Annotated in this window: 26 protein-coding genes and 1 tRNA gene; 14 read left to right on the forward strand and 13 right to left on the reverse strand. The window is 65.7% G+C overall.

What is annotated here, in order from left to right; translation table 11 throughout:
- Nucleotides 1-22: 22 nt before the first annotated feature.
- Nucleotides 23-1,378 carry a signal recognition particle protein gene (gene ffh / locus GGD90_RS08940; RefSeq protein WP_153116191.1) on the forward strand — a complete coding sequence of 452 codons (1,356 nt, stop codon included), beginning with the start codon at nucleotides 23-25 and terminating at the stop codon, nucleotides 1,376-1,378.
- A gap of 71 nt (nucleotides 1,379-1,449) precedes the next feature.
- Here ffh and GGD90_RS08945 read toward each other — a convergent pair whose 3' ends face one another.
- The 3 genes from GGD90_RS08945 to GGD90_RS18400 all read right to left on the reverse strand — a co-directional run bounded on the left by GGD90_RS08945 (nucleotide 1,450) and on the right by GGD90_RS18400 (nucleotide 5,543).
- Nucleotides 1,450-2,664, reverse strand: a complete 1,215-nt coding sequence (locus GGD90_RS08945) for a PepSY-associated TM helix domain-containing protein (protein WP_153116192.1) — start codon at nucleotides 2,662-2,664, stop codon at nucleotides 1,450-1,452.
- 7 nt (nucleotides 2,665-2,671) lie between these two features.
- Complete coding sequence (locus tag GGD90_RS08950) at nucleotides 2,672-4,813, reverse strand: TonB-dependent siderophore receptor (protein ID WP_153116193.1); 2,142 nt, start codon at nucleotides 4,811-4,813, stop codon at nucleotides 2,672-2,674.
- Between the two features lie 286 nt (nucleotides 4,814-5,099).
- Nucleotides 5,100-5,543, reverse strand: coding sequence for an NADAR domain-containing protein (locus tag GGD90_RS18400; RefSeq protein ID WP_153116244.1), 444 nt, complete (start codon nucleotides 5,541-5,543; stop codon nucleotides 5,100-5,102).
- Nucleotides 5,544-5,965: 422 nt separating this feature from the next.
- On the opposite strand from GGD90_RS18400, the gene GGD90_RS08960 reads away from it, so the two are divergent.
- Genes GGD90_RS08960 through trpC form a run of 3 tightly spaced genes read left to right on the forward strand, consistent with a single transcriptional unit; the run spans nucleotide 5,966 to nucleotide 8,354 of the window.
- A complete protein-coding gene (locus tag GGD90_RS08960; RefSeq protein WP_153116194.1) occupies nucleotides 5,966-6,538 on the forward strand; it encodes an aminodeoxychorismate/anthranilate synthase component II in 573 nt (190 codons plus the stop codon).
- Entirely contained in the window at nucleotides 6,535-7,560 is a 1,026-nt protein-coding gene (gene trpD, locus GGD90_RS08965; RefSeq protein ID WP_153116195.1) for an anthranilate phosphoribosyltransferase, read from the forward strand. The genes GGD90_RS08960 and trpD overlap by 4 nt, the downstream gene beginning before the upstream one ends.
- Nucleotides 7,557-8,354 carry an indole-3-glycerol phosphate synthase TrpC gene (trpC, locus tag GGD90_RS08970; protein WP_153116196.1) on the forward strand — a complete coding sequence of 266 codons (798 nt, stop codon included), beginning with the start codon at nucleotides 7,557-7,559 and terminating at the stop codon, nucleotides 8,352-8,354. Before trpD ends, trpC begins: the two co-directional genes overlap by 4 nt.
- Before the next feature lie 371 nt (nucleotides 8,355-8,725).
- On the opposite strand, the gene proB is transcribed toward trpC, so the two are convergent.
- The 4 genes from proB to rplU all read right to left on the reverse strand — a co-directional run bounded on the left by proB (nucleotide 8,726) and on the right by rplU (nucleotide 11,665).
- The gene (proB, locus tag GGD90_RS08975; protein WP_153116197.1) at nucleotides 8,726-9,847 is read right to left on the reverse strand and encodes a glutamate 5-kinase; all 1,122 of its coding nucleotides are present in this window, start codon (nucleotides 9,845-9,847) and stop codon (nucleotides 8,726-8,728) included.
- Nucleotides 9,844-10,968 carry an Obg family GTPase CgtA gene (cgtA, locus tag GGD90_RS08980; protein ID WP_153116198.1) on the reverse strand — a complete coding sequence of 375 codons (1,125 nt, stop codon included), beginning with the start codon at nucleotides 10,966-10,968 and terminating at the stop codon, nucleotides 9,844-9,846. Before cgtA ends, proB begins: the two co-directional genes overlap by 4 nt.
- A gap of 94 nt (nucleotides 10,969-11,062) precedes the next feature.
- Complete coding sequence (rpmA, locus tag GGD90_RS08985; RefSeq protein ID WP_153116199.1) at nucleotides 11,063-11,323, reverse strand: 50S ribosomal protein L27; 261 nt, start codon at nucleotides 11,321-11,323, stop codon at nucleotides 11,063-11,065.
- A gap of 30 nt (nucleotides 11,324-11,353) precedes the next feature.
- Nucleotides 11,354-11,665 carry a 50S ribosomal protein L21 gene (rplU, locus tag GGD90_RS08990; RefSeq protein ID WP_153116245.1) on the reverse strand — a complete coding sequence of 104 codons (312 nt, stop codon included), beginning with the start codon at nucleotides 11,663-11,665 and terminating at the stop codon, nucleotides 11,354-11,356.
- A gap of 297 nt (nucleotides 11,666-11,962) precedes the next feature.
- Here rplU and GGD90_RS08995 point away from each other — a divergent pair, with 297 nt between their 5' ends.
- From GGD90_RS08995 to GGD90_RS09010, 4 genes are all read left to right on the forward strand, one after another.
- Complete coding sequence (locus GGD90_RS08995; protein WP_153116246.1) at nucleotides 11,963-12,892, forward strand: polyprenyl synthetase family protein; 930 nt, start codon at nucleotides 11,963-11,965, stop codon at nucleotides 12,890-12,892.
- A 15-nt stretch (nucleotides 12,893-12,907) separates the two neighbouring features.
- Nucleotides 12,908-12,984 (forward strand) — tRNA-Pro (locus tag GGD90_RS09000).
- 226 nt (nucleotides 12,985-13,210) lie between these two features.
- Nucleotides 13,211-14,092, forward strand: a complete 882-nt coding sequence (locus GGD90_RS09005; RefSeq protein ID WP_153116200.1) for a Dyp-type peroxidase — start codon at nucleotides 13,211-13,213, stop codon at nucleotides 14,090-14,092.
- A 45-nt stretch (nucleotides 14,093-14,137) separates the two neighbouring features.
- A complete protein-coding gene (locus tag GGD90_RS09010; protein ID WP_153116201.1) occupies nucleotides 14,138-14,593 on the forward strand; it encodes a YbaK/EbsC family protein in 456 nt (151 codons plus the stop codon).
- Between the two features lie 74 nt (nucleotides 14,594-14,667).
- On the opposite strand, the gene cowN is transcribed toward GGD90_RS09010, so the two are convergent.
- The 4 genes from cowN to GGD90_RS09030 all read right to left on the reverse strand — a co-directional run bounded on the left by cowN (nucleotide 14,668) and on the right by GGD90_RS09030 (nucleotide 17,196).
- Nucleotides 14,668-15,000 (reverse strand): N(2)-fixation sustaining protein CowN, encoded by a 333-nt coding sequence (gene cowN / locus GGD90_RS09015; protein ID WP_228273690.1) that lies wholly within the window; start codon nucleotides 14,998-15,000, stop codon nucleotides 14,668-14,670.
- A gap of 54 nt (nucleotides 15,001-15,054) precedes the next feature.
- Nucleotides 15,055-15,744, reverse strand: coding sequence for a Crp/Fnr family transcriptional regulator (locus GGD90_RS09020; protein ID WP_184415044.1), 690 nt, complete (start codon nucleotides 15,742-15,744; stop codon nucleotides 15,055-15,057).
- Nucleotides 15,745-15,933: 189 nt separating this feature from the next.
- Nucleotides 15,934-16,788 (reverse strand): OmpA family protein, encoded by an 855-nt coding sequence (locus tag GGD90_RS09025; RefSeq protein ID WP_153116203.1) that lies wholly within the window; start codon nucleotides 16,786-16,788, stop codon nucleotides 15,934-15,936.
- Between the two features lie 18 nt (nucleotides 16,789-16,806).
- Complete coding sequence (locus GGD90_RS09030; RefSeq protein ID WP_184415046.1) at nucleotides 16,807-17,196, reverse strand: DUF4398 domain-containing protein; 390 nt, start codon at nucleotides 17,194-17,196, stop codon at nucleotides 16,807-16,809.
- Nucleotides 17,197-17,478: 282 nt separating this feature from the next.
- On the opposite strand from GGD90_RS09030, the gene GGD90_RS09035 reads away from it, so the two are divergent.
- Entirely contained in the window at nucleotides 17,479-18,027 is a 549-nt protein-coding gene (locus tag GGD90_RS09035; RefSeq protein WP_153116205.1) for a Dps family protein, read from the forward strand.
- A 52-nt stretch (nucleotides 18,028-18,079) separates the two neighbouring features.
- Nucleotides 18,080-18,367, forward strand: coding sequence for a sll1863 family stress response protein (locus GGD90_RS09040; RefSeq protein WP_153116206.1), 288 nt, complete (start codon nucleotides 18,080-18,082; stop codon nucleotides 18,365-18,367).
- Nucleotides 18,368-18,486: 119 nt separating this feature from the next.
- Here the strand turns inward: GGD90_RS09040 and GGD90_RS09045 are convergent, their stop codons facing one another.
- The gene (locus GGD90_RS09045) at nucleotides 18,487-20,001 is read right to left on the reverse strand and encodes an acetyl-CoA hydrolase/transferase family protein (RefSeq protein WP_153116207.1); all 1,515 of its coding nucleotides are present in this window, start codon (nucleotides 19,999-20,001) and stop codon (nucleotides 18,487-18,489) included.
- A gap of 231 nt (nucleotides 20,002-20,232) precedes the next feature.
- Here GGD90_RS09045 and GGD90_RS09050 point away from each other — a divergent pair, with 231 nt between their 5' ends.
- From GGD90_RS09050 to ampD, 4 genes are read left to right on the forward strand one after another with little or no spacing between them, the layout of a single operon-like run.
- Entirely contained in the window at nucleotides 20,233-20,472 is a 240-nt protein-coding gene (locus GGD90_RS09050; RefSeq protein WP_153116208.1) for a PP0621 family protein, read from the forward strand.
- 6 nt (nucleotides 20,473-20,478) lie between these two features.
- Complete coding sequence (locus tag GGD90_RS09055; RefSeq protein ID WP_153116209.1) at nucleotides 20,479-22,059, forward strand: sensor histidine kinase; 1,581 nt, start codon at nucleotides 20,479-20,481, stop codon at nucleotides 22,057-22,059.
- Nucleotides 22,056-23,423, forward strand: coding sequence for a sigma-54-dependent transcriptional regulator (locus GGD90_RS09060; protein ID WP_153116210.1), 1,368 nt, complete (start codon nucleotides 22,056-22,058; stop codon nucleotides 23,421-23,423). The genes GGD90_RS09055 and GGD90_RS09060 overlap by 4 nt, the downstream gene beginning before the upstream one ends.
- A 3-nt stretch (nucleotides 23,424-23,426) precedes the next feature.
- Nucleotides 23,427-24,071, forward strand: a complete 645-nt coding sequence (ampD, locus tag GGD90_RS09065; protein WP_228273691.1) for a 1,6-anhydro-N-acetylmuramyl-L-alanine amidase AmpD — start codon at nucleotides 23,427-23,429, stop codon at nucleotides 24,069-24,071.
- Between the two features lie 63 nt (nucleotides 24,072-24,134).
- Here the strand turns inward: ampD and GGD90_RS09070 are convergent, their stop codons facing one another.
- Nucleotides 24,135-25,301, reverse strand: coding sequence for a pyridoxal phosphate-dependent aminotransferase (locus GGD90_RS09070; protein ID WP_153116211.1), 1,167 nt, complete (start codon nucleotides 25,299-25,301; stop codon nucleotides 24,135-24,137).
- Nucleotides 25,302-25,355: the final 54 nt, after the last annotated feature.

Consider the following 25,355-nt stretch of genomic DNA (forward strand, 5'->3'; position numbering starts at 1 on the left):
TTTACACCAAGCCGGAAGCCAAATGCTCGAGAACCTTTCCCAGCGCCTCGGTCGTGTCGTCAAGACGCTGCGAGGCGAGGCACGACTGACTGAAGACAATATCGCCGACGCGCTGCGCGAAGTGCGCATGGCGCTGCTTGAGGCGGACGTTGCCCTGCCGGTCGTCAAGGACTTCATTGCCGCCGTGCGCGAGAAGGCGATCGGCGAGGAAGTGGTCGGCTCGCTGTCGCCGGGGCAGGCGCTGATCGGTGTCGTCCATCGCGAACTGACGCGGCTGATGGGCGAAGCGCACGTCGGCCTGAATCTGGCGACGCAGCCGCCGGCGATCATCCTGATGGCCGGTCTGCAGGGCGCCGGCAAGACGACCACCGTTGGCAAGCTGGCCAAGCTTTTGCGCGAGACGCAGAAGAAGAAGGTACTGGTCGTTTCCTGCGACGTCTATCGTCCTGCGGCCATCGCGCAGCTGAAGACCGTTGCCGGTCAGGCCGGCGTCGACTTCTTCCCGTCGACGGTCGACGACAAGCCGCTCGACATCGCGCGCGGTGCGGTCGACTGGGCGAAGCGCCATCACCACGAGGTGCTGCTCGTCGATACCGCCGGCCGGCTGGCGATCGACGAAGCGATGATGCGCGAGATCGCCGAACTGCACGCGGCGCTGAAACCGATCGAAACGCTGTTCGTCGTCGACGCCATGCTCGGCCAGGACGCGGTCAATACCGCGCGCGCCTTCAACGAGGCCTTGCCGCTGACCGGCGTCGTGCTGACCAAGCTCGACGGCGACGCGCGCGGCGGCGCGGCACTGTCGGTGCGCCACGTTACCGGCCGGCCGATCAAGTTTGCCGGTATCGGCGAAAAGCTCGGCGGCCTCGAGCCTTTCCATCCTGAGCGCATGGCTTCGCGCATCCTCGGCATGGGCGACGTGCTGTCGCTGATCGAGGAGGCACAGAAGGGCGTCGACCAGGAAAAGGCCGTCGCGCTGGCCAAGAAGCTCAAGTCGGGCAAGGATTTCGACCTTGCCGACTTTCGCGAGCAGATCGTGCAGATGCGCAAGATGGGCGGCGTCGGCGGCATGCTCGACAAGCTGCCGGCGCAGTTTGCCAAGGCCGCGGGGCAGATGCCGGCGGGTGCCGCCGACAAGTCGATACTGCGCATCGAAGGCATCATCAACTCGATGACGCCGCACGAGCGCGCCAATCCCGACCTGATCAAGGCCTCGCGCAAACGGCGTATTGCCACTGGCGCCGGCGTGCAGGTGCAGGAGGTCAACCGGCTGCTCAACCAGTTCGAGCAGACGCGCAAGATGATGAAGCAGTTCTCGCGCGGCGGCATCGGCAAGATGATGCGCAGCATGAAAGGCATGATGCCCGGCATGCGCTGAAAGCGGGCGCCCGGCGCAGGCTGGCCTGCGCGCCGGGCCTTGCCGGTGGGGTGTTCGTTGCAGCACCTTGCTCACGTACTGAATTCCCGCACTGATGTCAGTGGCGCGCGCACGCGTTCGGCGTGTCGGCGGGCCCGCCGCTTGCGCGCCCAGATCACCAGCCCGGTGACGCACAGAGCGGCGATCAGCAGTCCGCAGGCCGAAACGACGATGCGCCCGGCAAGCCCGGCGATGCGTCCCGAGTGCAGCGGAAACATCGCCTGCAGGAAGATGTCTCCGGCCGTACCAGTGCCGGGTACGTCGGCGCCGAGTACGCGCCCGTCGCGGGCGTCGAAGTACAGCCATGGATTGCCGAGCCCGCCGTCGCCATGACTGGCGCCGGCGGCGAAGAAGCCGACGCCATACACGCCATGGAGGCTGTCGCGCCAGACGCCGCCGGGCGGCGCAGTGATGCCGTGCGCCAGCGCCTCGCGCTCGGCGATGTCGACGATGTCGGTAAAGGCGAGAACGCGTTCGCCGGGCGCCGGCGGTTCGGTCCGCAGCGTCGCCGGAGACGGCGTCAGTGGCGAGACGGCAGCGACCAGCGGCCGCATCACCTCGTTCTTCAGGTTCATCGACACCGAGGTGAGCGCCAGAGTCAGTAGCAGCGGGAACAGCCAGACGCCGCCCGAGCGGTGCAGGTCGAAGTTGAGGCGATAGCCGCCAGCGCGCCAGCGGAAGGCGAAGGACTGCCGCCAGCTGCCCCGGCTGGGAAAGGCGATAACGAGCGCCAGCAGCGTGTCGATCAGCCAGACGATGGCGATGCCGCCCATGAACAGCGTGCCGAGCGGCAGGCCGAAGGCGTCGGGCAGGTGCAGGCTGTAGTGCAGCTTGTAGAGGAAGGGCAGCAGATGCTTGCGATCGAGTGCAGCGCGGCCCCACTCGCGGCGCGCCAGCACCTCGCCGCTGGCTGGGTCGATCGCTACCTGCGAGTAGCCGAGTTCGGCGAGCACGCCGGTCGCCGGTTCCGGACGCGGCTCGACGAAGACGGTGAGCGTCTCGCCCGGCGCCACGGCGAGCGGCAGGTAGCGGATCTGCAGCGCCGGCTCGGCGCGCTCCAGCCGGGCGGCGAGTTCAGCCGCCGGCAGCGGCGCCGCCGTGCTGCCCGTCCGGTAGAAGGCCGGGTTGAGCCAGGCATCGAGTTCGTGGTCCCAGGCGATGACGGCGCCGGTCAGGCCGGCGACCGTCAGGAACAGCGCGCAGGACAGCCCGAACCAGCGATGCGCGATGACGAGCCAGGCGCGCATCGCCGGCTCAGTACTTCCAGTTGAGCGACACGCTCAGGTTGCGCGGCGCCGCGTAGTAGGACTGATCCCAGTACAGGCTGGTGAGGTACTTCTCGTTGGTGACGTTGTTGAGGTTGGCCGAGACGCTCCACTGCCGGTCGAAGTCGTAGCGGGCCATCAGGTTGGTGACGGCGTAGGCTTTCTGCCTGATCTCGCCACCGCTGGTCGTGCGCGAGATGTCGTCCTGCCAGTGCAGGCTGCCGCCGACCTTCAGTCCCTCGATGCCGGGCACGCGGTAGGTCAGCGCGCTGCGCAGCAGGCGGCGCGGCATGTAGGTGCGTACGGCGTTGCCGGCGTCGTCGTCGATCGCCAGTTGCGTATAGCCGATGCTCAGTTGCAGGCGTGGTGTGACCTGACCGGCGATGTCGATCTGCACGCCTTCCGACTGCGCGTCGACGGCACGGTGGTAGGGGCGCGCGCCGACGTAGCCGGCGGCCTCGGCGAGATTGCGTTGCTCGCTGCGGAACAGCGCCAGCGAAGCGTTCAGCTTGCGCGCGAAAAACTCGCCCTTGAGACCGATTTCGCGATTGCTGCCGGTGACCGGCGCCAGCGTGTTACCGGCGAGGTCGGTCTGGTATTGCGGCGTGAAGATGTCGGTATAGCTGGCGTAGGTGCTGAGCTGTGAGGTCAGCGCGTACACGATGCCGGCGTAGGGCGTGACGTCATCGGCCTGGCTGTCATGGGCAACGCCGTAGGAAGTGCCGTTGCTTTGCGCCCGTGTCAGTTTGGCGCCGGCGATGAGCGTCAGCGGATCGGCAAGGCTCAGCCGGGCGACGGCGTACGCGCTCTTCTGCTTGTAGACGAAGTGGCTGCCGTTGACCGATGCGTCGAAGCTCGGCATCGGGTAGCTGCCGTTCCAGTCGTCGAGCGACGGCAGCGCGGTGCCGATGCCCTGGCCGTAGTGTGAGATGTCGTCGAGCACCGATTCGGCCGAACTGGCACCGAAGGCCAGTTCATGCGTGCGCCCGAACAGCTTGACGCGCCCGCTTGCCGACACGTCGGCCTGCGTCTGCCGGTTGCTCATCGCGTAGCGCGAGGGATAGGCCAGCAGCCCGAGCCCGGTCGTCGCGTCCGGCGTGCCGTAGGCATAGAAGAGGGCGCCGTCGTTGCGGTAATCGTTGCGCGTGAGCACGGCGCGCAGGCGCCAGTCTGCGGAGAGTTCGCGGTTGAGTTCGACAAAGGTGTTGCGCACGCTGGAGTTCCAGTACGACCAGTCGCTCGCGGTGCTGGTCGATACATCGTAATTGGTCTGCTGGCCGTTGCTGTAGAGCATCGGCAGCGCGCCCCACATCGGGCTCCTGGCCTTGTTGCGTTGTTCGCTGTGGCCGATGCTGAGCGTGCTGACATCGTCGAGATCGACGTCGACGATGGCGCCGAAGACCGTCTTTTCGCGGGAGTAGCGGTCGAGGTATGAATCCGTGTCCTCGTGTGCAGCGATCAGCCGGCCGCGTATACGACCGGATTCGACGAGGCTGCCGGAAATGTCGCCCTCGACGCGCTGCTTGCCCCATGAGCCGATGCTGGCGCTGGCCGCAGCCGCGAACTGGCTGGTCGGCCGCTTGCGCAGGAAGTTCACCGTCGCCGAGGGATTGCCGGTGCCGGACATCAGCCCGTTGGCGCCATAGACCGCTTCAATTCGCTCGTAGAGCACGGTGTCGATGTCGCCGTTGACGTTGCCGTAGGCGAAGGGCTGGCCGATGCCGTCGGCCTGGAAGTTGGTGATGTCGAAGCCGCGCGCAGTGTAGTAGGTGCGGTCGGTTTCGACGCGCTCGACGTTGATTCCCGACGAGGCGGCGAGCGCGTCGTTGACGCTGTCTAGACGGAAGTCGCTGAGCTGGCTGCGCGAAATCACCGACACCGTCTGCGGCGTTTCGCGCAGCGACAGTTTGAGGCCGGTGGCGGAACTGCTCTTGCGTGCCGTGTACAGGCCCGAGCGTTCGGTATTGTCGCCGGCATCGGCGACCTCGCTGACGGTGACGGCGCCGAGGACTTTTTCTTCGCTGGATGTGGTGGGCTCAGCCGCGTAGACGGGCGTGGCGCACAGCGCGGCGAGGGCAAGGGCGAGCGGGCGACGGCGCAGCGCGGCCGGCAGTCGGTGGCAAACGGGCATGGGAACTCCTGGTGGCGCCGGAAGCTGGCTTCCTCGGGAGTTCCTTCGGTGGCTGGCGGGCGAAGCGTGGTACGAAAACGGATTGTCATGCGACGCCGGGTCGGGCGTCGGTACTGTCGCAACAAGATTTCCGTCGCGGCCATGAAAAGAGGCGGTGCGACGACTTGTTGTTGCGAGCGGTTCGCATTATAAGAATGCCTTTCTGGCTGTCAATCGTTTTCCCGGGCGCCTGCCCGACCAATATCCGGGATGGATCAAGGCGTTGCCGGTGTTTCCCGGCGAATACTCAGGCCTGACTGCGCAGCAGCTGACGTGCCTGCATCAGTGCCAAGCCGAGGAGATTCGACCCGCGCCAGCGCGATGGCCAGACCGCATCGGGGTGATCGGCCGACAGGCCGATTCCCCACGCGGCCTCGAGCGCAGTTGCCTGGGCGAGGATGTGCTCAGCGGTGCCATCGAGATAGCGAGCCAGCAGCGGATTCTGCTGGAACTTGGCGACCGACGCGCGAACGGCGATTTCGTAGCGCTGCCGCTTCCAGACAGCTTGCTCGAAGTTGGCGACCCTGCGACCGAGGATCTGCGCAACTGCCGGGTCCGGATCATCGACGATGCAGGCGACGAGTGCGTGTCGCCGAAGAGGAGCGCCTTCTGCGCCATGAGGAAGTGCTCGGCGGTTGCGTAGAGCTGCGATCCGATGACAAAAGGTGCCGGGTACCAGGGGCTCAGACAGGCACTCGTCACGCCGGAGGCGGCATCAGGCTCTTCATGTCCCCAGAAGAAAATGAAGCGCATGCAATCGCCGGCGCTTTCGCGCTGGCGAAGTCTTGCAAGCGCCTCTGGCGGTTCCACGGCATCTGCTCCACTAAGGTTTCCGGAGCGCCAGCATAAGGAGCCGTCGGCCGCATGTCCAACCAGTGTGGTGCTACGGTAGTGGCGATGGCATTGGCAGCCGAGCCGTCATTGACCCGCGCGAAACCCTTGAGGAATCACGTTCCGTTTCCTTGCCCGACGCATGACGAGGCCGGATAATGCCGGACTCCCGCCGCGGTGTGTCGGCGGCATGGGCTGCAAACGCAAAAGCGCATGAGCGACCGCGTCAAGCCAGCAAAGCGCGTCGATAATATATAATATAATCAATATGATAGGCTGATTATGCTGCTGATGATCGACAACTATGACTCCTTTACCTACAACATCGTCCAGTATTTCGGCGAGTTGGGGCAGGAGGTGCAGGTGGTGCGCAACGACGCCATCAGCCTGGCCGGCATTGCCGCGGCGGCGCCGGAGTATCTGGTGATTTCGCCCGGGCCGTGTGCGCCGGCGCAGGCCGGGGTGTCGCTGGCGGCGATTCGCGAGTTCGCCGGCAAGATCCCGATTCTCGGCGTCTGTCTCGGTCATCAGGCGATCGGCGAGGCTTTCGGCGGCCGCGTCGTGCATGCGCAGAAGCTGATGCACGGCAAGGTGTCGCCGGTGCAGCACAAGGATGTCGGCGTCTTCCGCGGTCTGCCCAATCCGCTCTCCTGCACACGCTATCACTCGCTCGCCGTCGAGCGCGCCAGCCTGCCCGATTGTCTTGAGGTGACGGCGTGGACCGAAGACGGCGAGATCATGGGATTGCGTCACAAGACGCTGGCGGTCGAGGGCGTGCAGTTTCACCCCGAGTCGATCCTCTCCGAGCGCGGTCACGATCTGCTGAAGAACTTCCTTGAGGAGCACGCTGCATGAAGCCGCAGGACGCGCTGACGCGGGTCGTCGAACACCGCGAAATCTTCCACGACGAGATGGTGTCGCTGATGCGGCAGATCATGAGCGGCGAGGTATCGCCGGTGCTGATCGCCGCGATCATCATCGGCCTGCGCGTGAAGAAGGAAACCATCGGCGAGATCGCCGCCGCGGCGTCGGTGATGCGCGAGCTGTCGACCAAGGTGCCGGTGGCCGACACGACGCGGCTGGTCGATACCTGCGGCACCGGTGGCGACGGTGCGCATACCTTCAACATCTCGACGGCAGCGATGTTCGTCGCCGCTGCCGGCGGTGCGCGCGTCGCCAAGCACGGCGGCCGTTCGGTGTCGTCGTCGTCGGGCAGCGCCGACGTGCTTGAGGCGCTCGGCGCCAACATCATGCTGACGCCCGAGCAGGTCGGCGATTGTCTGCAAGCGGTCGGCGTCGGTTTCATGTTCGCTCCGAGCCACCACAGCGCGATGAAACACGCCGGTCCGGTGCGCCGCGAACTCGGCATCCGCACCATCTTCAACATCCTCGGCCCGCTGACCAATCCGGCGACGGCGCCGAACCAGCTGCTTGGCGTCTTTCACGTCGATCTGGTCGGCATCCTCGTGCGCGTGCTGCAGCGCCTGGGCAGCGAGCGGGCGCTGGTCGTGCATGGCCGCGACGGGCTCGACGAGATTTCGATCTCGGGCGAAACCTGTGTTGGCGAGCTGAAGGACGGGCGCGTCAGCGAATACACCGTGCATCCGGAGCATTTCAATCTTGCCGTGCACGACCCGCGCGTGCTGCGCGTCGGCAGCGTCGAAGAATCGAAGCAGGTGCTGCTGGCCGCACTCGAAAACCGGCCGGGGCCGGCACGCGACATCGTTGCGCTCAACGCCGGCGCCAGCCTGTACGTGACCGGCGTCGCAGCGAGCGTTGCCGATGGCGTCGAGCGCGCCTTCGAGCTGATCGCCAGCGGCGCGGCGCGGCAGAAGCTCGACGATTTCGTCGCCTGCACGCGGCGTTTTGCGGCATGAGCGACATCCTCAAACGCATCTGCGCGGTCAAGCGCGAAGAAGTTGCCGCCGCGGTCGCGGCCAGACCATTGAGCGTCGTGCGTGCCGCGGCGGAGGACGCCGCCCGCAGGACGCCGGCGCGCGATTTCGTCGGCGCGATCCGCAGCCGCGTCAGCGCCGGTCAGCCAGCGGTGATCGCCGAAATCAAGAAGGCGAGTCCGTCGAAGGGCGTCATCCGCGCTGACTTCCACCCGGCCGAAATTGCCGCCGATTACGAGCGCAACGGCGCCGCCTGCCTGTCGGTGCTCACCGACCGCCAGTTCTTCCAGGGCGCGCCGGAATACCTGCAGGCGGCACGCGCGGCCTGCGCCTTGCCGGCGCTACGCAAGGATTTCCTTGTGGACGCGTATCAGGTCTATGAAGCGCGGGCGATGGGCGCCGACGCGATCCTGCTCATCGCTGCCGAACTCGACCTGCCGACGATGCGCGATTTCGAAGCGATCGCCGGCGAGCTGGGAATGGGCGTGCTGGTCGAGGTGCACGATGCCGCCGAGCTTGAGCTCGCGCTGCAGCTGAAGACGCCGTTGCTCGGCATCAACAACCGCAATCTGCGTACCTTCGAGGTGAGTCTGCAGACGACCATCGATCTGCTGCCGCAGATTCCGGCCGGGCGCATCGTGGTCACCGAGAGCGGCATTCTCGGCAAGGCCGACCTCGAGCGCATGCGCGGCCATGCGGTCAATGCCTTCCTCGTCGGCGAAGGCTTCATGCGCCACCCGTCGCCGGGTCGGGCTCTGGCAGAACTCTTCTTCTAGCGTCGGTTGCGCGAGCTTCAGCTGCCGCTGAGTCGCCTCTAAGCTCTTGCGCGCACAGTGTCGTTGGGGCCGGGGCGCCTCATGGCTGCACAAATCGTTGCCCCAGCCCCGACGAGCTTGTGGCTGGAATTTGTGGTGTGCGGTGAGAAAACCAGGACTCCCGGGTCACGGTGCCGCTTTTCAGCATCAGCACCCACGCTGCATCAAGCGGCCGGGCGGGTGCCGGGTGCGACGATTTGTGCAGCCATGAGGAGCGCCCGGCGCCCGTCCGGCCGCAAGTGCCACCGGTAGGTCTCCCAGAATCCGCTCTTGCTCTAAGGCAACCAACCAGCCAGCGGGGGAGCCGGAACCCCGCGTGACTTCCCGCCTGCCTAGCAGTCGAGCAGGATCAGATTGTCGCGGTGGATCAGCTCAGGCTCGTCAACATAGCCAAGGATGGCTTCCAGCTCATGGCTGCCATGACGGGCGATGCGGCGGGCGTCGCTGCTGCTGTAGTTGGCGAGCCCGCGCGCGATTTCGCGACCCTCCGGCGTGAGGCAGGCGACGGCGGCGCCGCGCTCGAAATCGCCGTCCACTCGGCTCACACCCACTGGCAACAGGCTGCTGCCGGCGCGCAGCGCGTCGACCGCGCCGGCGTCGAGCGTCAGGCTTCCCGCCAGTTGCAGGTGATCGGCAAGCCATTGCTTGCGTGCCGTCAGCGGTTGCGTGTCGGCGACGAGCAGCGTGCCGACCGACTCGCCGCGCGCCAGACGCGGCAGCACTTCGGCTTCACGGCCGCTGGCGATGACCGTGTGTGCGCCGCTGCGTGCTGCGCGCTTGGCGGCAAGCACCTTGGTGATCATGCCGCCGCGGCCGTATTGTGTACCGGCGCCACCGGCCATCGTTTCCAGCGCAGCGTCGCCGGCGCGGGCTTCGCCGATCAGCGTCGCCGACGCATCCTTGCGCGGGTCGGCGGTGAACAGGCCGAGCTGGTCGGTGAGGATGATCAGGCAGTCGGCTTCGACCAGATTGGCGACCAGCGCGCCGAGCGTATCGTTGTCGCCGAACTTGATTTCGTCGGTGACCACCGTGTCGTTCTCGTTGATGATCGGCACCACGCCGAGGCCGAGCAGCGTGGTCAGCGTCGAGCGCGCGTTCAGGTAGCGCTTGCGGTCGGCCAGATCCTCGTGCGTCAGCAGCACCTGCGCCGTCTGCAGCTGATGCGCGGCAAAGGCGCTTTCATAGACCTGCGCCAGTCCCATCTGACCGACGGCGGCGGCGGCCTGCAGCTCATGCACGGCGCTCGGCCTGCGGCTCCAACCCAGACGCTGCATGCCGCAGGCGATGGCGCCCGAGGACACCAGCACCACTTCGCGGCCGGCGGCGCGCAATACGGCGATCTGTCGCGCCCACTCGTTGATCGCGCCGAGATCGAGTCCGGCGCCGTTGTTGGTGACCAGTGCCGAGCCGACCTTGACCACCAGCCGGCGCGCTGCCGTCAGTTGCTCGCTCATGCCTCGGCTTCTCCCTCGCCTCCGCTGGCAGCCTGAGGATTAGTGTCGGCCGTTTCGTCGTCATCGGCGAAGGCATCCGTCCTGGCGACGACGGGCGCAGCCGGCGGTGCGAGTTTTTGCAGCGCTTCGTGCAGCGCGAAAATCAACGGCCGGCAACCATCGCCACTGATCGCGCTGATGCAGAAGCACGGTGCCTCGGTGTCGCCGTAGGCCTCGCGGAACGCGCGAATACGGTCTTCGCGTTCATCTTCGGGGATCAGGTCGATCTTGTTGAGGATCAGCCAGCGCGGACGCGTCGCAAGCTCGGGGCTGTATTTTTCGAGTTCGGCGACGATGCTCTTTGCGTCGTGCACCGGGTCAGCTTCGGGATCGGGCGGCGCCAGATCGACGATGTGCAGCAGCACGCGCGTGCGCGCCAGATGCTTGAGGAAGCGCACGCCGAGGCCGGCACCGTCGGCCGCGCCTTCGATCAGGCCCGGAATGTCGGCGATGACGAAGCTCTTGTTCTCAGCGACGCGGACGACGCCGAGATTCGGATGCAGCGTGGTGAACGGGTAGTCGGCGACTTTCGGCTTGGCCGCCGAAACGGCGCGGATGAAGGTGCTCTTGCCGGCGTTGGGCAGGCCGAGCAGACCGACGTCGGCGAGAACGCGCAGTTCGATCTTCAGGTCGCGCTCCTCGCCCGGTTCGCCCTTGGTGCATTGGCGCGGCGCGCGATTGACGCTCGACTTGAAGTGGATGTTGCCGAGACCGCCCTTGCCGCCCTTGGCGATGAGGACGCGCTTGCCGTCGACGTCGAGGTCGGCGATCACTTCGCCGGTGGTCAGGTCGGTAATCACCGAGCCGACCGGCATGTGCAGCACGATATCGTCGCCGCCCTTGCCGTAACAGTCGGCCGAACCGCCGTTCTCGCCGCGCTGCGCGAGCAGCTTGCGCGTGAAGCGATATTCGACCAGGGTGTTGATGTTGCGGTCGGCGACCGCGTACACGCTGCCGCCGCGGCCACCGTCGCCACCGTCGGGTCCGCCCATCGGCACATACTTCTCGCGCCGGAACGAGGCGATGCCGTTGCCGCCATCGCCGGCGGCGACGAAAATTTTCGCTTCGTCAATGAATTTCATGGGTCGGTCTCCGTGGTTTTTGCGTCGCCGAAAACTAAAAAGCCCTATCGCGAGGATAGGGCTTTTCGGCGACGGTAGGTGTCGTCAGGGGCGATCAGGCTGCCGGGACGATGCTGACCGTGCGACGACGGCGTTCACCCTTGATGGTGAAAGCGACGCGGCCTTCGACCAGCGCGAACAGCGTATGGTCCTTGCCGATGCCGACGTTTTCACCCGGGTGGAACTCGGTGCCGCGCTGGCGAACGATGATGTTGCCGGCAGCGACCAGCTGGCCACCGTAGCGCTTTACGCCAAGGCGCTTCGATTCTGAGTCGCGGCCGTTACGCGAACTGCCGCCTGCTTTTTTGTGTGCCATTTTTCAGATTCCTCTCTAACAGGCCAAGGATTACGCCGCGATGCCGTCGATGCGGATCTCGGTGTAGTTCTGGCGATGGCCCTGATTCTTCCGATAGTGCTTGCGGCGACGCATCTTGAAGATCTTGATCTTGTCGTGGCGGCCCTGCGCGAGGACGGTTGCCTTGACGGTGGCGCCAGCGACGAGCGGAGCGCCGATCTTCACCGATTCACCTTCACCTACCATGAGGATCTGGTCGATCGTGATTTCTGCGCCAACTTCTGCCGGTATCTGTTCTATTTTCAATTTTTCGCCAGCGACAACGCGATATTGCTTGCCACCGGTTTTTATGACCGCGTACATGTTGGACTCCAAGGAACGGAAACGAAGTGAAACGAACCGCGCATTATACGGATTTCTCCCGGTGCGTCAAAGGTTTCCCGCGCTTTGCCAAGCCGCCGCCGGCGGACGCGCTGCATGCCTTGCATTTGCGGGCCGTGCCTGCACTCCGTTCTCAATGAGCCGGCCGGGTGGCAGGCCCGGCAGAGTGTCTTTCAGCTTGACGCTATCGGCGGTGGCGCCTAAGATTTGCCGTTTTTTCGCCAAGGCGTTCCCCCGGTGAAGCTGGAACCTCAGTTATACAGTCTGATCAAGACGGACATGCAGGCCGTCGACGCGGTCATCCGTGCGCGGCTGTATTCGGACGTAGTCCTCGTGCGTCAGGTCGCCGAGTACATCGTCCAGAGCGGTGGCAAGCGCATGCGTCCGGCGCTCGTTCTGCTCGCTGCCGGCGCGCTCGGCTACCAGGGCGATCGCCACCATCAGCTGGCGGCCGTCATCGAGTTCATCCATACGGCGACCTTGCTGCACGACGATGTCGTTGACGAGTCGGAACTCCGTCGTGGCCGCGAAACCGCCAACTCGACCTTCGGCAACGCGGCGAGCATTCTCGTTGGCGATTTCCTCTACTCGCGCGCTTTCCAGATGATGGTCGATATCGGCGACATGCGCGTGATGAGCGTGATGTGCGAAGCGACGACGATCATCTCCGAAGGCGAGGTGATGCAGTTGATGAACTGTCACGACAGCGACGTCGACGAGGCACGCTACCTGCACGTGATCCGCTCGAAGACGGCAAAGCTGTTCGACGCCGCCGCCCGCCTGGGCGGCATCATCGGCGGCGCCTCGCCCGAGATCGAAAACGGTCTCGGCAAGTTTGGCATGCATCTGGGAACGGCTTTCCAGCTGGTCGACGACATTCTCGATTACTCGGGCAGCGAAGCCGAAACCGGCAAGCACCTCGGCGACGATCTGGCCGAGGGCAAGCCGACGCTGCCGCTGATCTACGTCATGCAGCACGGAACATCCGAGCAGGCGGACTGTGTGCGCGCTGCCATCGAAAACGGTGGTCGCGAGGCGTTCCCGCAAGTGATGGCGGCGATTCGTGCAACGGGCGCGCTGGAATACGCCGAAAAGGCCGCTCACGCCGAAGCCGAACTGGCAATTCGCGCACTTGATTCGCTTCCCGCTTCCCATTACAAGGATTCGCTGCTAGAATTGCCGTCCTTTGCAGTTGCGCGTAACTTTTAGCGCAAAAAGCACCGTCGGGGTGTAGCTCAGCCTGGTAGAGTACTGCGTTCGGGACGCAGGAGTCGGAGGTTCGAATCCTCTCACCCCGACCAAAAGACACAATGAACAAACCGCCTTCCGGGCGGTTTTTTCATTTCTGCCGTCGGTTTTCTTCGCTGTTTCAGCTACTTTCACTCCTTGTGGCGAAGAACACCGACATCGGCCACATTTGTGCGGTGCCAGCGCCGTCGATGCTTCCGTTGTCGACTTGCCGCCACGGCGTACAACGCGGCAATGCGCCGGGTAGAATCCGTCTTTTTTTGACTGACGGATCCTCGCATGTCCCAGCACCAGAACGGTATTCTCGCTCCCTTGCCAAGTCAGGCGAGGCATCTTTACTTCACGCTCGAATCTGCCGCCGGGCTTGATGCCGCGCTGGCCGCGCTGCGGCGTCTGGCTGACGGCGACGCGCTGGTCGTCGGTTTCGGCGCTTCGCTGGTACAGGCGCTCGGCGGCAAGGTCGACGGATTGCGCATCTTTCCTGCGCTCGCCGGTGCCGGCGTTGACGTGCCGTCGACCCAGTACGCGCTGTGGTGCTGGTTGCGCGGCGACGATCGCGGCGAACTGCTGCACCGCACGCGGGAGCTGGCTGCGGCGCTTGCCCCGGCGCTGCGTCTGCTGCAGATCAATGAGGCCTTCGTGTACCAGACCGGTCACGACCTCACCGGCTACGAGGATGGCACCGAGAACCCGAGCGGCGAAGACGCCGACGCTGCCGCACTGGTCAGCGGCGATGCGCCCGGACTGGCCGGCAGCAGCTTCGCCGCCGTGCAGAACTGGCAACACGATCTCGCCGCTTTCGATAAGCTGCCGGAAGGCGAGCGCGACCACATCATCGGCCGCCGGCGCAGCGACAACGAGGAGCTTGCGGACGCGCCCGAATCGGCGCACGTCAAGCGCACGGCGCAGGAGAGCTTCACACCGGAAGCCTTCGTTCTGCGTCGCTCGATGCCTTGGAGCGAGGGTGACAGCTGCGGGCTCGCCTTTCTCGCCTTCGGCCACAGCCTCGATGCCTTCGAGGCGCAACTGACACGCATGAGCGGGCTCGTCGACGGTATCGTCGACGGCATGTTCCGCATCAGTCGTCCGATCAGCGGCGGCTACTACTGGTGCCCGCCGCTGCTCGACGGCCGCCTCGATCTGCGCGCACTCGGGCGTTGAACGTCAATAACCGACCATTTATTGACCATTGCGGCGCGGAAATCGATGAGTCTTGAATCTGTCAGCGCTTTTTTCCGGGAGAGGAATCTCGACATCCCGATCATCGAGCTCGACGTCAGCACCGCGACCGTCGCGCTGGCCGCGGCGGCGCATGGCGTCGAGCCCGGGCGTATTGCCAAGACGCTGGCTTTCCGTCTGTCCGACGGGCGGGTGATCCTGCTCGTCGCCAGCGGCGATGCGCGCGTCAGTCACCAGAAATTCAAGGCGCGCTTCGGCAAGGGCAAGATGCTGGCGCAGGACGAAGTGGTCGAGCTGACCGGTCATCCGGTGGGTGGCGTCTGTCCCTTCGGTCTGGCCAGTCCGCTGCCGGTCTACCTCGATCAGTCATTGCGTGCCTACGACGAGGTGCTGCCGGCGGCCGGCGCGACGCACAGCGCCGTGCGCCTGTCACCGGCACTGCTGGCGGAGCTGACCGACGGCGAATGGGTCGATGTCTGCTGAGATCGCTGTCTGGAAGCGGCTGACGACGGCGCAGCCAAGCGCACTGCCGGCAGAAGGCGCCAGCGAAAGCCGGTTCAGCAGCATTCCTCTTCAATGTTGTCGAGCAGGCGCAGCGCGTCCTCGTCGCCCTTGTCTTCGAACAGCTCGCGGATCTGGTTCAGATTGCTGTGGATCAGGAAGAGCGGGTCCGGACGCGGGCCGCTGCCGCCGGCAGCCTTCTTCTTGAAGTACTCCCAGAACACGTTGCTGTGCTGCGGATCGTCGATGTAGTCGCGGATGCGCTGCATCAGCGTCGCGGCTTTGGCATCGCACTCGAGGCCGATGAAGCTGACGTAGCGGTCGCGTTTGGCGTCAGTTACCGCCTCTTCGGCGGGCTTGTTGCGGCAAGGGCAGGTCATGGCGGTCATGGCAGTGATTGAGAGAACTCCATCCTAGCCAGTCCGGCGGCGGCGTGATGTCGGCTAGCCGACAGTTTCTGCGCTGTCTGCGGCCGCACCGCCCTCTTGCCAGCGCAGCAGCAGATCAGGCTGCAGCACGACGAACTGGCGCCGCGCCGAGCGCGTGATGATCGCTTCGCGCTCCATGCGCTTGAACAGACTGGAGACGGTCTGCCGCGTGCAGCCGAGCAGCAGCGCGATCTCGCTGGCGGCAAGGTCGAGGGTGAAGCGCATTCCCGGCGCCAGCGCCACGCCCTGCTGCCGCGCGCTGACCAGCATGAAGCGCGCAAGCCGTCCGGCGACGTCGCGGAAGGCAAGGTCTTCGATCAGCGCGATGCTGTTGTCGAGGATGCGCCCGAGCACCGGCATCACCAGCCCGAGCATTCCCGGTTCGTTGGCCATGCTGCGCGCGAACTCGCCGGTCGGCATGGAGAGCAGCGTGCACGCGCTTTCGCAGCGCAGGTAGGCGCGCGTGTGCGTGCTGAACAGCTCGCCTGCACTCAGGTAGGCGAGCGTCAGTTCCTTGTCTTCGCTGGCGACAAAGACGCGGATGCGCCCTTCCTGCAGATAAAGGATGCGGTTGTGCGCCGCGCCCGGGGTGCTGAGCAGATGGCCGCGCGCCAGTCGTTGGCGGGCAAAGCGCTCAAGCAGGGCGGGGGGCAGCCGGGTGGCGGCAGAGGGATGCGCGGCGGAAAGATGCGGGAGAGCATGCATGTCGCAAGACCGACAGAAAAGTGGTTCCTGCCTGTCCTGCGCAAGGAGCGTGCCGTGCGACGGTCGCGCCAGCCGGCGCTTCCGGGCCATCCCGGAGCATTACGCCGCCGGCAGGCGGACGTGCGATGCGGCGTGCCGATCACTCGTCCGCTTGCCGGCCGGCAGACGCGCGGCGTCTGCCGATCCTCCTCAGCGCGCAGGCGCGTCCTGCGCAAAAACGATCTCGACACGACGGTTCAACTGCCGTCCGGCCGCGGTCGCGTTATTGGCGACCGGGCTTTCCTGGCCGTGCGCTTGCGTGCTCAGCCGGTCGGCCGGGACGCCAAGCTTGACCAGCGCCACCAGCACCGCGTTGGCGCGCCGTTCCGACAGCGCGTAGTTGGCATTGGCGCTACCGACGCTGTCGGTATAGCCCTCGATCGATGCCTTCAGCAGCGGGTTCTGCCTGAACACTGCCGCCAGCTTGGCCATGTCTCCCGACGAGGCCGAGGTCAGGCTGGAACTGGCGTTGTCGAACAGTACGTCGCCAAGCGTCACGACCAGACCGCGATCGGTCTTTTTGGCCTTCAGCTCCTGCAGTTGTGCTGCCAGATCGTTGGCGCGGGCATCGCTGCGTTCAACGCGCGCTTCGCTGCGGCGGGCGTCGGCATTGGCCTGATCGGCTTCACGCGTGCGCATGCCCAGACGGGTGCGATCACGTTCGCCGGCCGCTGCCGCGGTGATCGACTGCGCGTAGCGGCTGGAGGCGGTTTCCTGCGCGATGGTGACGCGCTGCTTGGTCATGTAGGCAAGGTGGTCGACGGTGGCCGGCGGCGCGCCATTGACGCTCGATTGCTCGGCCAGGCGCAGCGTTTCTTCAGCGCGTTTCAGTTCGCCGGGCGCCAGCTTGAGCACTTGCGGGTCGTTCTGCGCCATGACATAGCGGGTACGCGCCTGGTCCAGCGCGTAGTTGCGGTCGGGTACCGTGCCGCACGCCGACAAGGCGGCAGCAAGAGTGATGAGGCCGATCGGCCCATAGACCGGACGATAAAAGCGCATGTTCATGTAAGTCTCCAGTTCTGCTTAGCGGGGCGTCTTGCGATTGATTTCTTCGCGCAGGGCACGGGCGGCTTCCTGCGATTCCTGCGCCGCCTTGCGTGAGCGTTCGGACTGCGCGTGCAGTTCGGCGACCTGTGCGTCGACTTCGGCCTGTTCGGCCAGCTGCTGGGCACGCTCGTATTCGTTGTTGAGTACCGCCTGCCGGGCGCTGGTCAGCTTGTCGACCGCAATGCGCAGTTCAGCGGCGGCGTTCTCGTTGGTGCTGTTGGTACTGGCGTGCTGCACGGCGGCTTCGGCGACCGCCATCTGCTGGGTGGGCGCCGGCGTGCTGGCGCATCCGGCCAGGACGACGAGCAGCGACGACGCCAGCACCAGCCCGCGGGGCAGGTGCGGAATCATGGGCACAGTTTTCATTTGACTTCCTTTCGGGTTCAGGTTCGGAGCCCGCAGGTCCGGGCGCGGCATGACGATGCGTTCATGCCCGCCGCAGTGTCGGTGTTTGCCCGTACAGACGTCTGTCTGGCAGCGCACAGAAGGCCGGCAATTCCGGCCTCGCTGTTCCCGGCGAGGGGCGCTGCGTGCGCCAGAGCACAGACGCAGTCGCTGCGGCCGGCGCATCGTCCGCATCAGCAGTGCGCGACAGCTTGCGCAGCGACCGCTACGCCGACTCACGTCACCCTCACCAGGATGGAGAGCATGAAGAAATCAGCCGAAGACAAGACGCATGATCTGAAGCAGCTGCGCAAGTCGCCACTGGCGACGCCGAGCGACCTGAAAGTCAGGGCCACCCGCGATGTTGGCGCAGCACTGAACGCCATCCTCGCGGATGTATTTGCGCTCTATCTGAAAACCAAGAACTTCCACTGGCACATGAGCGGGCCGCATTTTCGCGACTATCACCTGCTGTTCGACGAGCAGGCGCTGCAGCTCTTTGCGATGACCGATCCGCTTGCCGAGCGCGTGCGCAAGCTCGGCGGCACCACGCTGCGCTCGATCGGGCATATCGCGCGCAACCAGCGCGTGCTCGACAACGATGCCGATTACGTCGAACCGCAGGACATGCTGGCCGAACTGCGCGACGACAACGAGGTGCTGGCCGAGCGTTTGCGCGAGGTGCACGAGCTGTGTGCCGAATACCACGACATCGCCAGCGCCAGTCTGATCGAAGGCTGGATCGACGAAAGCGAACGACGCACCTGGTTTCTGTTCGAGTCGGGTCGGAACGGTGTCTGCAGCGCACACTGAGCGCGAACCTGAAGCGGGTCTAGCCGCTTACTCAATGAAAGGAACAATGATCATGACAAAATCCCGCGACGAATACACCAGGAAAATCAAGCTGCAGCTCGACGATCTGAACGTCAAGATCGACGAACTCGAAAGCAAGGTTGCCGGTGCCAAGGCCGAGGCGCGCGACAAGTACAAGGCCGAAGTGAGCAATCTGCGCCTGCAATACCGACAGGCCCTCGCCAAGCTCGACGAACTCAAGGCCAGTGGCGAGGAGTCGTGGGGCGGCATGGTCGCCGAAGTAGAAAAGGTGCGCGACGCCTTTGTTCATTCGTTCAACTACTTCAGGTCCCAGCTCTGAGCCTTTCCGGGCGTTCAGGCAGGAAAAAACCGCCCATCGGGCGGTTTTCGGGACTTGCTGAGGAGAGTGGCGGGCAAACGTCTGGCGGTCTTGCCCGCCGCTTCTCGTTCGGCAGGCGCTCAGCGCATGCTGCCGGTCTTCTGGTAGCGGCTGTGCCAGGACAGTGCTTCGTCGAGGATGTGCGGCGTCTGCCGGCCGTTGCCGCTGTGCAGCGCGCGTTCGTAGTACTCGCGCAGCGCCGGGCGGAAGTCCGGGTGCGCACAGTTCTCGATCACCACCTTGGCGCGCTGCTTCGGCGACAGTCCGCGCAGGTCGGCGAGGCCCTGTTCGGTGACCAGTACCTGCACGTCGTGCTCGGTGTGATCGACGTGCGAAACCATCGGCACGATGCACGAAATGGCGCCACCCTTGGCCTGCGACGGCGTCACGAACATCGAAAGGTAGGCGTTGCGCGCGAAGTCGCCCGAGCCGCCGATGCCGTTCATGATCGCGCTGCCCATGATGTGCGTCGAATTGACGTTGCCGTAGATGTCGGCTTCGATCATGCCGTTCATCGAGATGATGCCGAGGCGACGGATCACTTCCGGGTGATTGCTGATTTCCTGCGGGCGCAGCAGGATCTTGTCGCGGTACTGGCGCATGTTGGCGTTGAGGTTGGCGAGCGCGTCCGGGCTGAGCGAGAAGGCGGTCGCCGAAGCGAAGTCGAGCTTGCCCGACTTGATCAGGTCGAGCATGCCGTCCTGCAACACCTCGGTGTAGGCGGTCAGGTGTTCGAACTTGCTGTCGTTGAGGCCGGCCATCACCGCGTTGGCGATGTTGCCGACGCCCGACTGCAGCGGCAGCAGGTTGGCCGGCAGGCGGCCCTTCTTCACCTCGTGCTCGAGGAATTCGATGACGTGGCCGGCGATGCGGCGCGAGTCGTTGTCGGGCGGCGTGAATGGCGTGTTGCGGTCGGGCGAGTGCGTTTCGACGACGGCGATGACCTTGTCCGGATCGCAGCGGAAGTACTGCTCGCCGATGCGGTCGCCCGGACGGACGATCGGAATCGGCATGCGGTTCGGCGGCAGTTGCGTGCCGTAGTAGATGTCGTGCATGCCTTCGAGCTCCGGGTTCTGCCAGGAGTTGACCTCGAGGATGATCTTGTCGGCCTGGTCGAGCCAGGTCTTGTTGTTGCCGATTGACGAACAGGGAATCAGGCTGCCGTCTTCGCGGATGCCGGCGACTTCAACGACGGCGATGTCGAGCTTGCCGAGGAAACCGAACCAGACGAACTGCGCGACGTGCGACAGATGGATATCGATGTACTCCATCTCGCCGGCGTTGATGCGCCGCCGGCAGGTCGGGTCGGACTGGTAGGGCAGGCGCATTTCGACGCCGTCGACGCTGGCCAGCGCGCCGTCGAGTTCCGGCGCCGTCGAGGCGCCGGTCCATACGCCGATCCTGAACTTCTCGCCCGCCTGATTGTGCTTGTTGATGTGGCGGGCCAGCGCTGCCGGCACCAGTTTCGGATAACCCGAACCGGTGAAGCCGCTCATGCCGACATTGACCCCCGACGGGATCAGCGCCGCCGCTTCGTCGGCCGACATGATCTTGTTGCGCAGCGTTGCATTCAGGACACGGGATGCTTGAGACATTGCTGGAATTCCTTGCGAGAGGGTGGCGGAATGACGGATTCGAAGAAACCGATTGCGTTTAGCGTAATTCTGTAAGGGTGGTGTAAGACTCGTCGGGCAGAGCGGAAAAAGTGGCGAAGTAAATCGTATCCAACCGTCCTTCGTCAAGCGCTCGATGCCCTTGCCGCTGCTGGTAATCCGTCACCTGTTGCGTTCTGCTATCCTGCGTCTCTGCTCTTCCCCGTTCAGGCGATGTCCAAACTCCTTCTGCTGATCTTTCTCGCCTGCCTCGGCTGGTATTTCTGGCGTCGCCTGCGCTTGCCGCGGCCACCGGCGCCACCGGCTCCGGCGCAGCGTCAGGCCGAGCGCATGGTCGCCTGCGCCCGTTGCGGGGTGAATATTCCCGAAGGCGAAAGCCTGCGCCTCGGCTCCCGCCATTTCTGCTGCGCCGAGCATCAGCGCGCGGCCGAGGCCGAGCGCGAACAGGGATAGCGCGGTATGCTGAGCGGCCTCGATTTTGCTGCTGGCGGCAGTTCCGAAACGCACTGGAAGACGCTCCGCTATTTCTGCCTGTACCGGCTGATCGTCGCCGGTCTGCTGCTGGCATCGGCTGCGCTGCAGCCGGACCTGTTCTCGTTCATGCTGCCCGAGCGCGGCCATCTGGCGCTGTTGCTGACCGGCGCCTACCTGCTAACGGCGATCGTCTCGCTGGCGACGGCGGAACGCTATCGCGAGCAGTTCAACCTGCAACTGAGCGTGCAGGTGCTCGCCGACATCTTCGTGCTGACCCTGCTCATGCATCTCGGTGGCGGTCTGCGCAGCGGACTCTCCGCGCTGCTGCTGGTCAGCCTCGCCGCCGCCGGGCTGGTCGGACAGGGCCGGCTGGTGCTGTTCTACGCGGCGACGGCGACCATGGCCGCGTTCTTCGCGCAATTCCTGCGCGGTCTTGGCAGCGAGTTCACCGCCTCGGCCTTCTTTGAAGCCGGCCTGTTCAGCGCCGGCTTTTTCGGTGTCTCGCTGTCGGCGCTGCTGCTGGCACGACGTGTCAGCGCCAACGAGGAGCTGGCGCATCAGCGCGGCGTCGATCTCGAGAACCAGATGCTGATCAGCCAGCGCGTGATCGAGGAAATGCAGGATGGCGTCCTCGTCGTCAGCCAGAACGGCTGGGTCAAGCAGCACAACCCGGGCGCCGAGCGCCTGCTCGGTCTTTCGGCCGCGCCGGAGAGCCTGCTGTCGGATTACTCGCCCGAGCTGGCCGACGGTTTTGCGCGCTGGCGGCTCGACGCCAGTGCCGACGCACTGACTGTGCGCCTGAGCGCCAGCGGCAAGGAGTTGCGCGCGCGTTTCGCCGCCACCGGCAGTTCGGACGCCGACGTCGCCGTCTTCCTCGAAGACATGGGCAAACTGCAGGCGCAGGCGCAGCAACTCAAACTCGCGGCGCTCGGGCGGTTGACGGCGAACATCGCGCACGAGATCCGCAACCCGTTGTCGGCGATCAGCTACGCCGGCGAACTGCTCGTCGAAGAACGGCGCGGCGCGATGCAGGATCGGCTCTTGCGCATCCTGCGCGACAACACCTTGCGCCTCGACCGCATCGTCAAGGAAGTGCTCGAACTCGGCCGGCGCGACCGTGCGCAGCGCGAGTCGATCCGCCTGGCTGACGAGCTGCCGCGTTTTGCCGAGGAGTTCATCGCCAGCGAGAAGATCGACGCTGCGATTCTGCAGGTCGAGGTCGATGCCGACGCGCTGATCAGTTTCGACCGTTCGCATCTGCATCAGGTACTCTGGAACCTGATCGCCAATGCCCTGCGTCACTCGCAGCGCCTGCCCGGCAGCCTGCGCCTGCAGGGCCGCCTTGCTGAAGGTTGCGGCGAAATACTGGTCAGCGACGACGGCGAAGGCGTGCCGGCCGAGCTGCGCGAACAGATCTTCGAACCTTTCTTCACCACCCATCACCACGGCACCGGACTCGGCCTCTATATCGCGCGCGAACTGGCCGAAGCCAACGGCGCGCGGCTGGTGCTGCTTGCCGCTGAGCCGGGTGCCCATTTCAGACTGAGCGGAGGGCCGGAAACATGAGCGTGAACCGGGTCGAGCGCCGTCCGCGTGGCGAGCTGCCGCGCGTGCTGGTCGTCGATGACGAGGCCGATATTCGTGAGTTGCTCGATCTGACCCTGCTGCGCATGGGTCTGACCGCCGACTGTGCGGGGACCGTCGCCGAGGCGAAGGGTTTTCTCGCGGCTGAGCGCTATCAGTTATGCCTGACCGACATGCGCCTGCCCGACGGCGAGGGCATCGAGATCGTTCGCCTGATCGGCGAGCGCTACCCGGAAACGCCGGTGGCGGTCATCACCGCTTTCGGCAGTACCGAGAACGCAGTGGCGGCGCTCAAGGCCGGCGCATTCGACTACCTGGCCAAACCGGTCGCCCTCGAACAGCTGCGCGGCCTGGTCAAATCGGCGCTGAGTCTGCCGCAGTCGCGGCAAACGCTCGACGCCGCAGCACGCAGCGGCAACCTGCTCGGCGAATCGCCGGCGATCACGCAGGTACGCGACATGGTTGGCCGCCTGGCACGCAGTCAGGCGCCGGTTTATGTGTCGGGCGAATCGGGCAGCGGCAAGGAACTCGCGGCGCGGCTGATTCACCGCCACAGCGCGCGTAGCGCGGCGCCATTCGTTCCGGTCAATTGCGGCGCCATTCCCGAAAACCTGATGGAGAGCGAGTTCTTCGGCTATCGCAAGGGTGCCTTCACCGGCGCCGACAGCGACCGCGAAGGCTTCTTCCACGCCGCGCACGGCGGCACCCTGTTCCTCGACGAGGTGGCCGACCTGCCGCTGCTGATGCAGGTGAAATTGTTGCGCGTGATCCAGGAAAAGAAGGTGCGCCGCGTCGGCGCCACCGTCGAGGAGCCGATCGATGTGCGCATCATCTCGGCGACGCACCGCAACCTCAAGGACTGCGTCGATAAGGGCGCTTTTCGCGAGGATCTGTACTGGCGTCTCAACGTCATCGAACTGAAGATGCCGCCCTTGCGCGAACGGCACGAGGACATTCCGTTGCTGGTCGCGGCGCTGGTTGAGCGGATCGGCGACGGTAATCCGCCGCGCGTCGCGCCGGAAGCGCTGCACGCGCTGTCGACTTACTCGTTTCCCGGTAACGTGCGCGAGCTCGAGAACATCCTCGAACGCGCATCGGCGCTGTGTGCCGACGCGCTCATCCGCCCCGAAGATCTGCATCTGGCGCCGACGGGCCACTGCGACGAAGCCGTGGAGGGCGGGCGCCGCGGCGAGACGCTCGATCAGCACATGGACCGTGTCGAGCGGCAGGCGATTCTCGAGGCACTGGCCAAGACCGGTTTCAACCGCACCGCGGCGGCGCGCCTGCTCGGTGTGACCTTCCGTTCGCTGCGCTACCGCATCGAGCGACTGGGTATCGAGGAGTAGGGCGTGGCGGGAAAGGTCGCCAATGGCATGGCAGCGGACGCTGCCGTGGAAGGGCCGGTAGCCGCGAGCAGTGAGGCTGTGTCGGCCGACGTAACGTTCAGCATCGACGCGGAAGGCTGGATCGCCGGCCTGCGGCGCGTCGAATCACCGAACGCCGACGCGCGGCCGGAGGGCGAGCCGCCGTGTCTGGCGGTGATCCACGCGATCAGCCTGCCGCCCGACGAGTTCGGCGGCGACGACATCCTGCGCCTGTTCACCAACACGCTCGATCCTGACGCGCATCCCTATTTTGCCGGCATCGCCGCGCTGCGCGTCTCGGCGCACTTCCTGATCCGCCGCGACGGCGAGGCGATCCAGTTCGTCGCCGCCGGCCGCCGCGCCTGGCACGCCGGTGTGTCGCGCTGGTGCGGGCGCGAGCGCTGCAACGATTTCTCGGTCGGCATCGAGCTCGAAGGCGGCGACGCGCATCCCTTCACTGCGGCGCAATACGCGACGCTGCGGCGAGTGCTCGCCGCGCTCTGCGCGCGTTACCCGATCACGGCAGTGGCCGGCCACGCCGACATTGCGCCGGGGCGCAAGACCGATCCGGGGCCGCATTTCGACTGGAGTCAGCTGGCTGTCGCCGGCCAGCCGCCGCGCCGTTTCTGAGGTGGCTGCGGCGTTGTTGCCGGCGCGCCGCTGCGCTGACCGCCGGGGACGCGCCGCGTCCGCTCAGCGGCGGCCGACGAAGGCGCGGATGCGCTCGACCGCTTCGCCAAGGCGTTCGACCGAGGTGGTCAGCGCGATGCGTACGTGCTGCTGCGGCCGGTGGCTGCCGAAGTCGAGCCCCGGCGTCAGCGCGACGCCGGCCTCTTCCAGTAGTTCGTGCGCGAAACGCTCGCTGTCGGCGGTCAGCGCGCTGCAGTCGGCGTAAAGGTAGAAGGCGCCGTCGGGACGGGCGGTGATGCGGAAACCGAGGCTTTCCAGTGCCGGCGCCATGAAGTCGCGGCGGCGGCGGAATTCGGCGCGGCGTTCTTCGAGCAGTGCAATGGTATCCGGTGCGAAGGCCGCCAGCGCGGCGTGTTGCGCCGGCGTCGACGGCGCGATGAACAGGTTTTGCGCCAGCTTCTCGATGGCGCGCACGAAAGCCTCGGGAACGACCAGCCAGCCGAGGCGCCAGCCGGTCATGCCGAAATACTTGGAGAAGCTGTTGACGACAAAAAGGTCGTCGCCGAGCGCCAGCGCCGTCTGCGCGTCGCTGTCGAAAGTCAGGCCAAGGTAGATCTCGTCGACGATCAGCGCGCCCTGCCGCGCACGGATGAAGTCGGCGATGGCGGCGAGCCGTTCGGGCTCGATCAGTGTGCCGGTCGGGTTGGCCGGTGTGGCGAGCAGCGCGCCGACACTGCGCTCGTTCCAGTGCGCGGCGAGATCATCGAGCGTCGGCTGGAAGCTGTTTTCGGCGCCGACCGGAATGCCCACCGGCACGCCCTCGAAGCTGCGCACGAAATGGCGGTTGCACGGATAGCCGGGGTCGGTGAGCAGCCACTCGCCGCCGGGGCTGGCCAGACAGGCGAGCGCCAGCAGCAGCGCGCCCGAGGCGCCGGCGGTGACGACGATGCGCGAAGCGCCTACCTCGACACCGTGGCGCGTGCGGTAGAAGTCGGCGATCGCCTGGCGCAGCGCCGGCAGGCCGAGCGCCGGCGTGTAGAAGACGCGGCCGTCGGCGATGCTCGCCTGCGCGGCGGCGACGATCGGCGCCGGCGTCGGGAAATCCGGTTCGCCGACTTCGAGGTGCACGATGTCGCGGCCGGACGCTTCCAGAGCCTGTGCGCGCGCCAGCAGTTCCATGACGTGGAAAGGCGCGATGTCGGCAACGCGCGGAGCGGGAAAACGGGGCATGCTTGTCCTTGCCAGAAAGAGTTCAGAGGCTGGCCGCGAGGCCCAAAGCAATCG

The sequence above is a fragment of the Rhodocyclus tenuis genome (genome assembly GCF_014197755.1).
Classification (GTDB): domain Bacteria; phylum Pseudomonadota; class Gammaproteobacteria; order Burkholderiales; family Rhodocyclaceae; genus Rhodocyclus; species Rhodocyclus tenuis.

Bases quoted from the DNA above. Each gene is read 5' to 3' on its own strand.
- GGD90_RS08945 (WP_153116192.1), bottom strand. From the start codon at position 2,664: ATGCGCGCCTGGCTCGTCATCGCGCATCGCTGGTTCGGGCTGTCCTGC.
- GGD90_RS09045 (WP_153116207.1), bottom strand. From the start codon at position 20,001: ATGTCTCAAGCATCCCGTGTCCTGAATGCAACGCTGCGCAACAAGATC.
- GGD90_RS09010 (WP_153116201.1), top strand. From the start codon at position 14,138: ATGAGTCTTGAATCTGTCAGCGCTTTTTTCCGGGAGAGGAATCTCGAC.
- trpC (WP_153116196.1), top strand. From the start codon at position 7,557: ATGAGCGACATCCTCAAACGCATCTGCGCGGTCAAGCGCGAAGAAGTT.
- cowN (WP_228273690.1), bottom strand. From the start codon at position 15,000: ATGACCGCCATGACCTGCCCTTGCCGCAACAAGCCCGCCGAAGAGGCG.
- GGD90_RS08995 (WP_153116246.1), top strand. From the start codon at position 11,963: ATGCAGGCCGTCGACGCGGTCATCCGTGCGCGGCTGTATTCGGACGTA.
- GGD90_RS09070 (WP_153116211.1), bottom strand. From the start codon at position 25,301: ATGCCCCGTTTTCCCGCTCCGCGCGTTGCCGACATCGCGCCTTTCCAC.
- GGD90_RS09050 (WP_153116208.1), top strand. From the start codon at position 20,233: ATGTCCAAACTCCTTCTGCTGATCTTTCTCGCCTGCCTCGGCTGGTAT.
- GGD90_RS09025 (WP_153116203.1), bottom strand. From the start codon at position 16,788: ATGAACATGCGCTTTTATCGTCCGGTCTATGGGCCGATCGGCCTCATC.
- GGD90_RS09030 (WP_184415046.1), bottom strand. From the start codon at position 17,196: ATGAAAACTGTGCCCATGATTCCGCACCTGCCCCGCGGGCTGGTGCTG.
- GGD90_RS09020 (WP_184415044.1), bottom strand. From the start codon at position 15,744: ATGCATGCTCTCCCGCATCTTTCCGCCGCGCATCCCTCTGCCGCCACC.
- GGD90_RS08960 (WP_153116194.1), top strand. From the start codon at position 5,966: ATGCTGCTGATGATCGACAACTATGACTCCTTTACCTACAACATCGTC.
- ffh (WP_153116191.1), top strand. From the start codon at position 23: ATGCTCGAGAACCTTTCCCAGCGCCTCGGTCGTGTCGTCAAGACGCTG.
- GGD90_RS09055 (WP_153116209.1), top strand. From the start codon at position 20,479: ATGCTGAGCGGCCTCGATTTTGCTGCTGGCGGCAGTTCCGAAACGCAC.
- GGD90_RS09005 (WP_153116200.1), top strand. From the start codon at position 13,211: ATGTCCCAGCACCAGAACGGTATTCTCGCTCCCTTGCCAAGTCAGGCG.
- trpD (WP_153116195.1), top strand. From the start codon at position 6,535: ATGAAGCCGCAGGACGCGCTGACGCGGGTCGTCGAACACCGCGAAATC.
- rplU (WP_153116245.1), bottom strand. From the start codon at position 11,665: ATGTACGCGGTCATAAAAACCGGTGGCAAGCAATATCGCGTTGTCGCT.
- GGD90_RS09060 (WP_153116210.1), top strand. From the start codon at position 22,056: ATGAGCGTGAACCGGGTCGAGCGCCGTCCGCGTGGCGAGCTGCCGCGC.
- cgtA (WP_153116198.1), bottom strand. From the start codon at position 10,968: ATGAAATTCATTGACGAAGCGAAAATTTTCGTCGCCGCCGGCGATGGC.
- GGD90_RS08950 (WP_153116193.1), bottom strand. From the start codon at position 4,813: ATGCCCGTTTGCCACCGACTGCCGGCCGCGCTGCGCCGTCGCCCGCTC.
- rpmA (WP_153116199.1), bottom strand. From the start codon at position 11,323: ATGGCACACAAAAAAGCAGGCGGCAGTTCGCGTAACGGCCGCGACTCA.
- GGD90_RS09040 (WP_153116206.1), top strand. From the start codon at position 18,080: ATGACAAAATCCCGCGACGAATACACCAGGAAAATCAAGCTGCAGCTC.
- proB (WP_153116197.1), bottom strand. From the start codon at position 9,847: ATGAGCGAGCAACTGACGGCAGCGCGCCGGCTGGTGGTCAAGGTCGGC.
- GGD90_RS09035 (WP_153116205.1), top strand. From the start codon at position 17,479: ATGAAGAAATCAGCCGAAGACAAGACGCATGATCTGAAGCAGCTGCGC.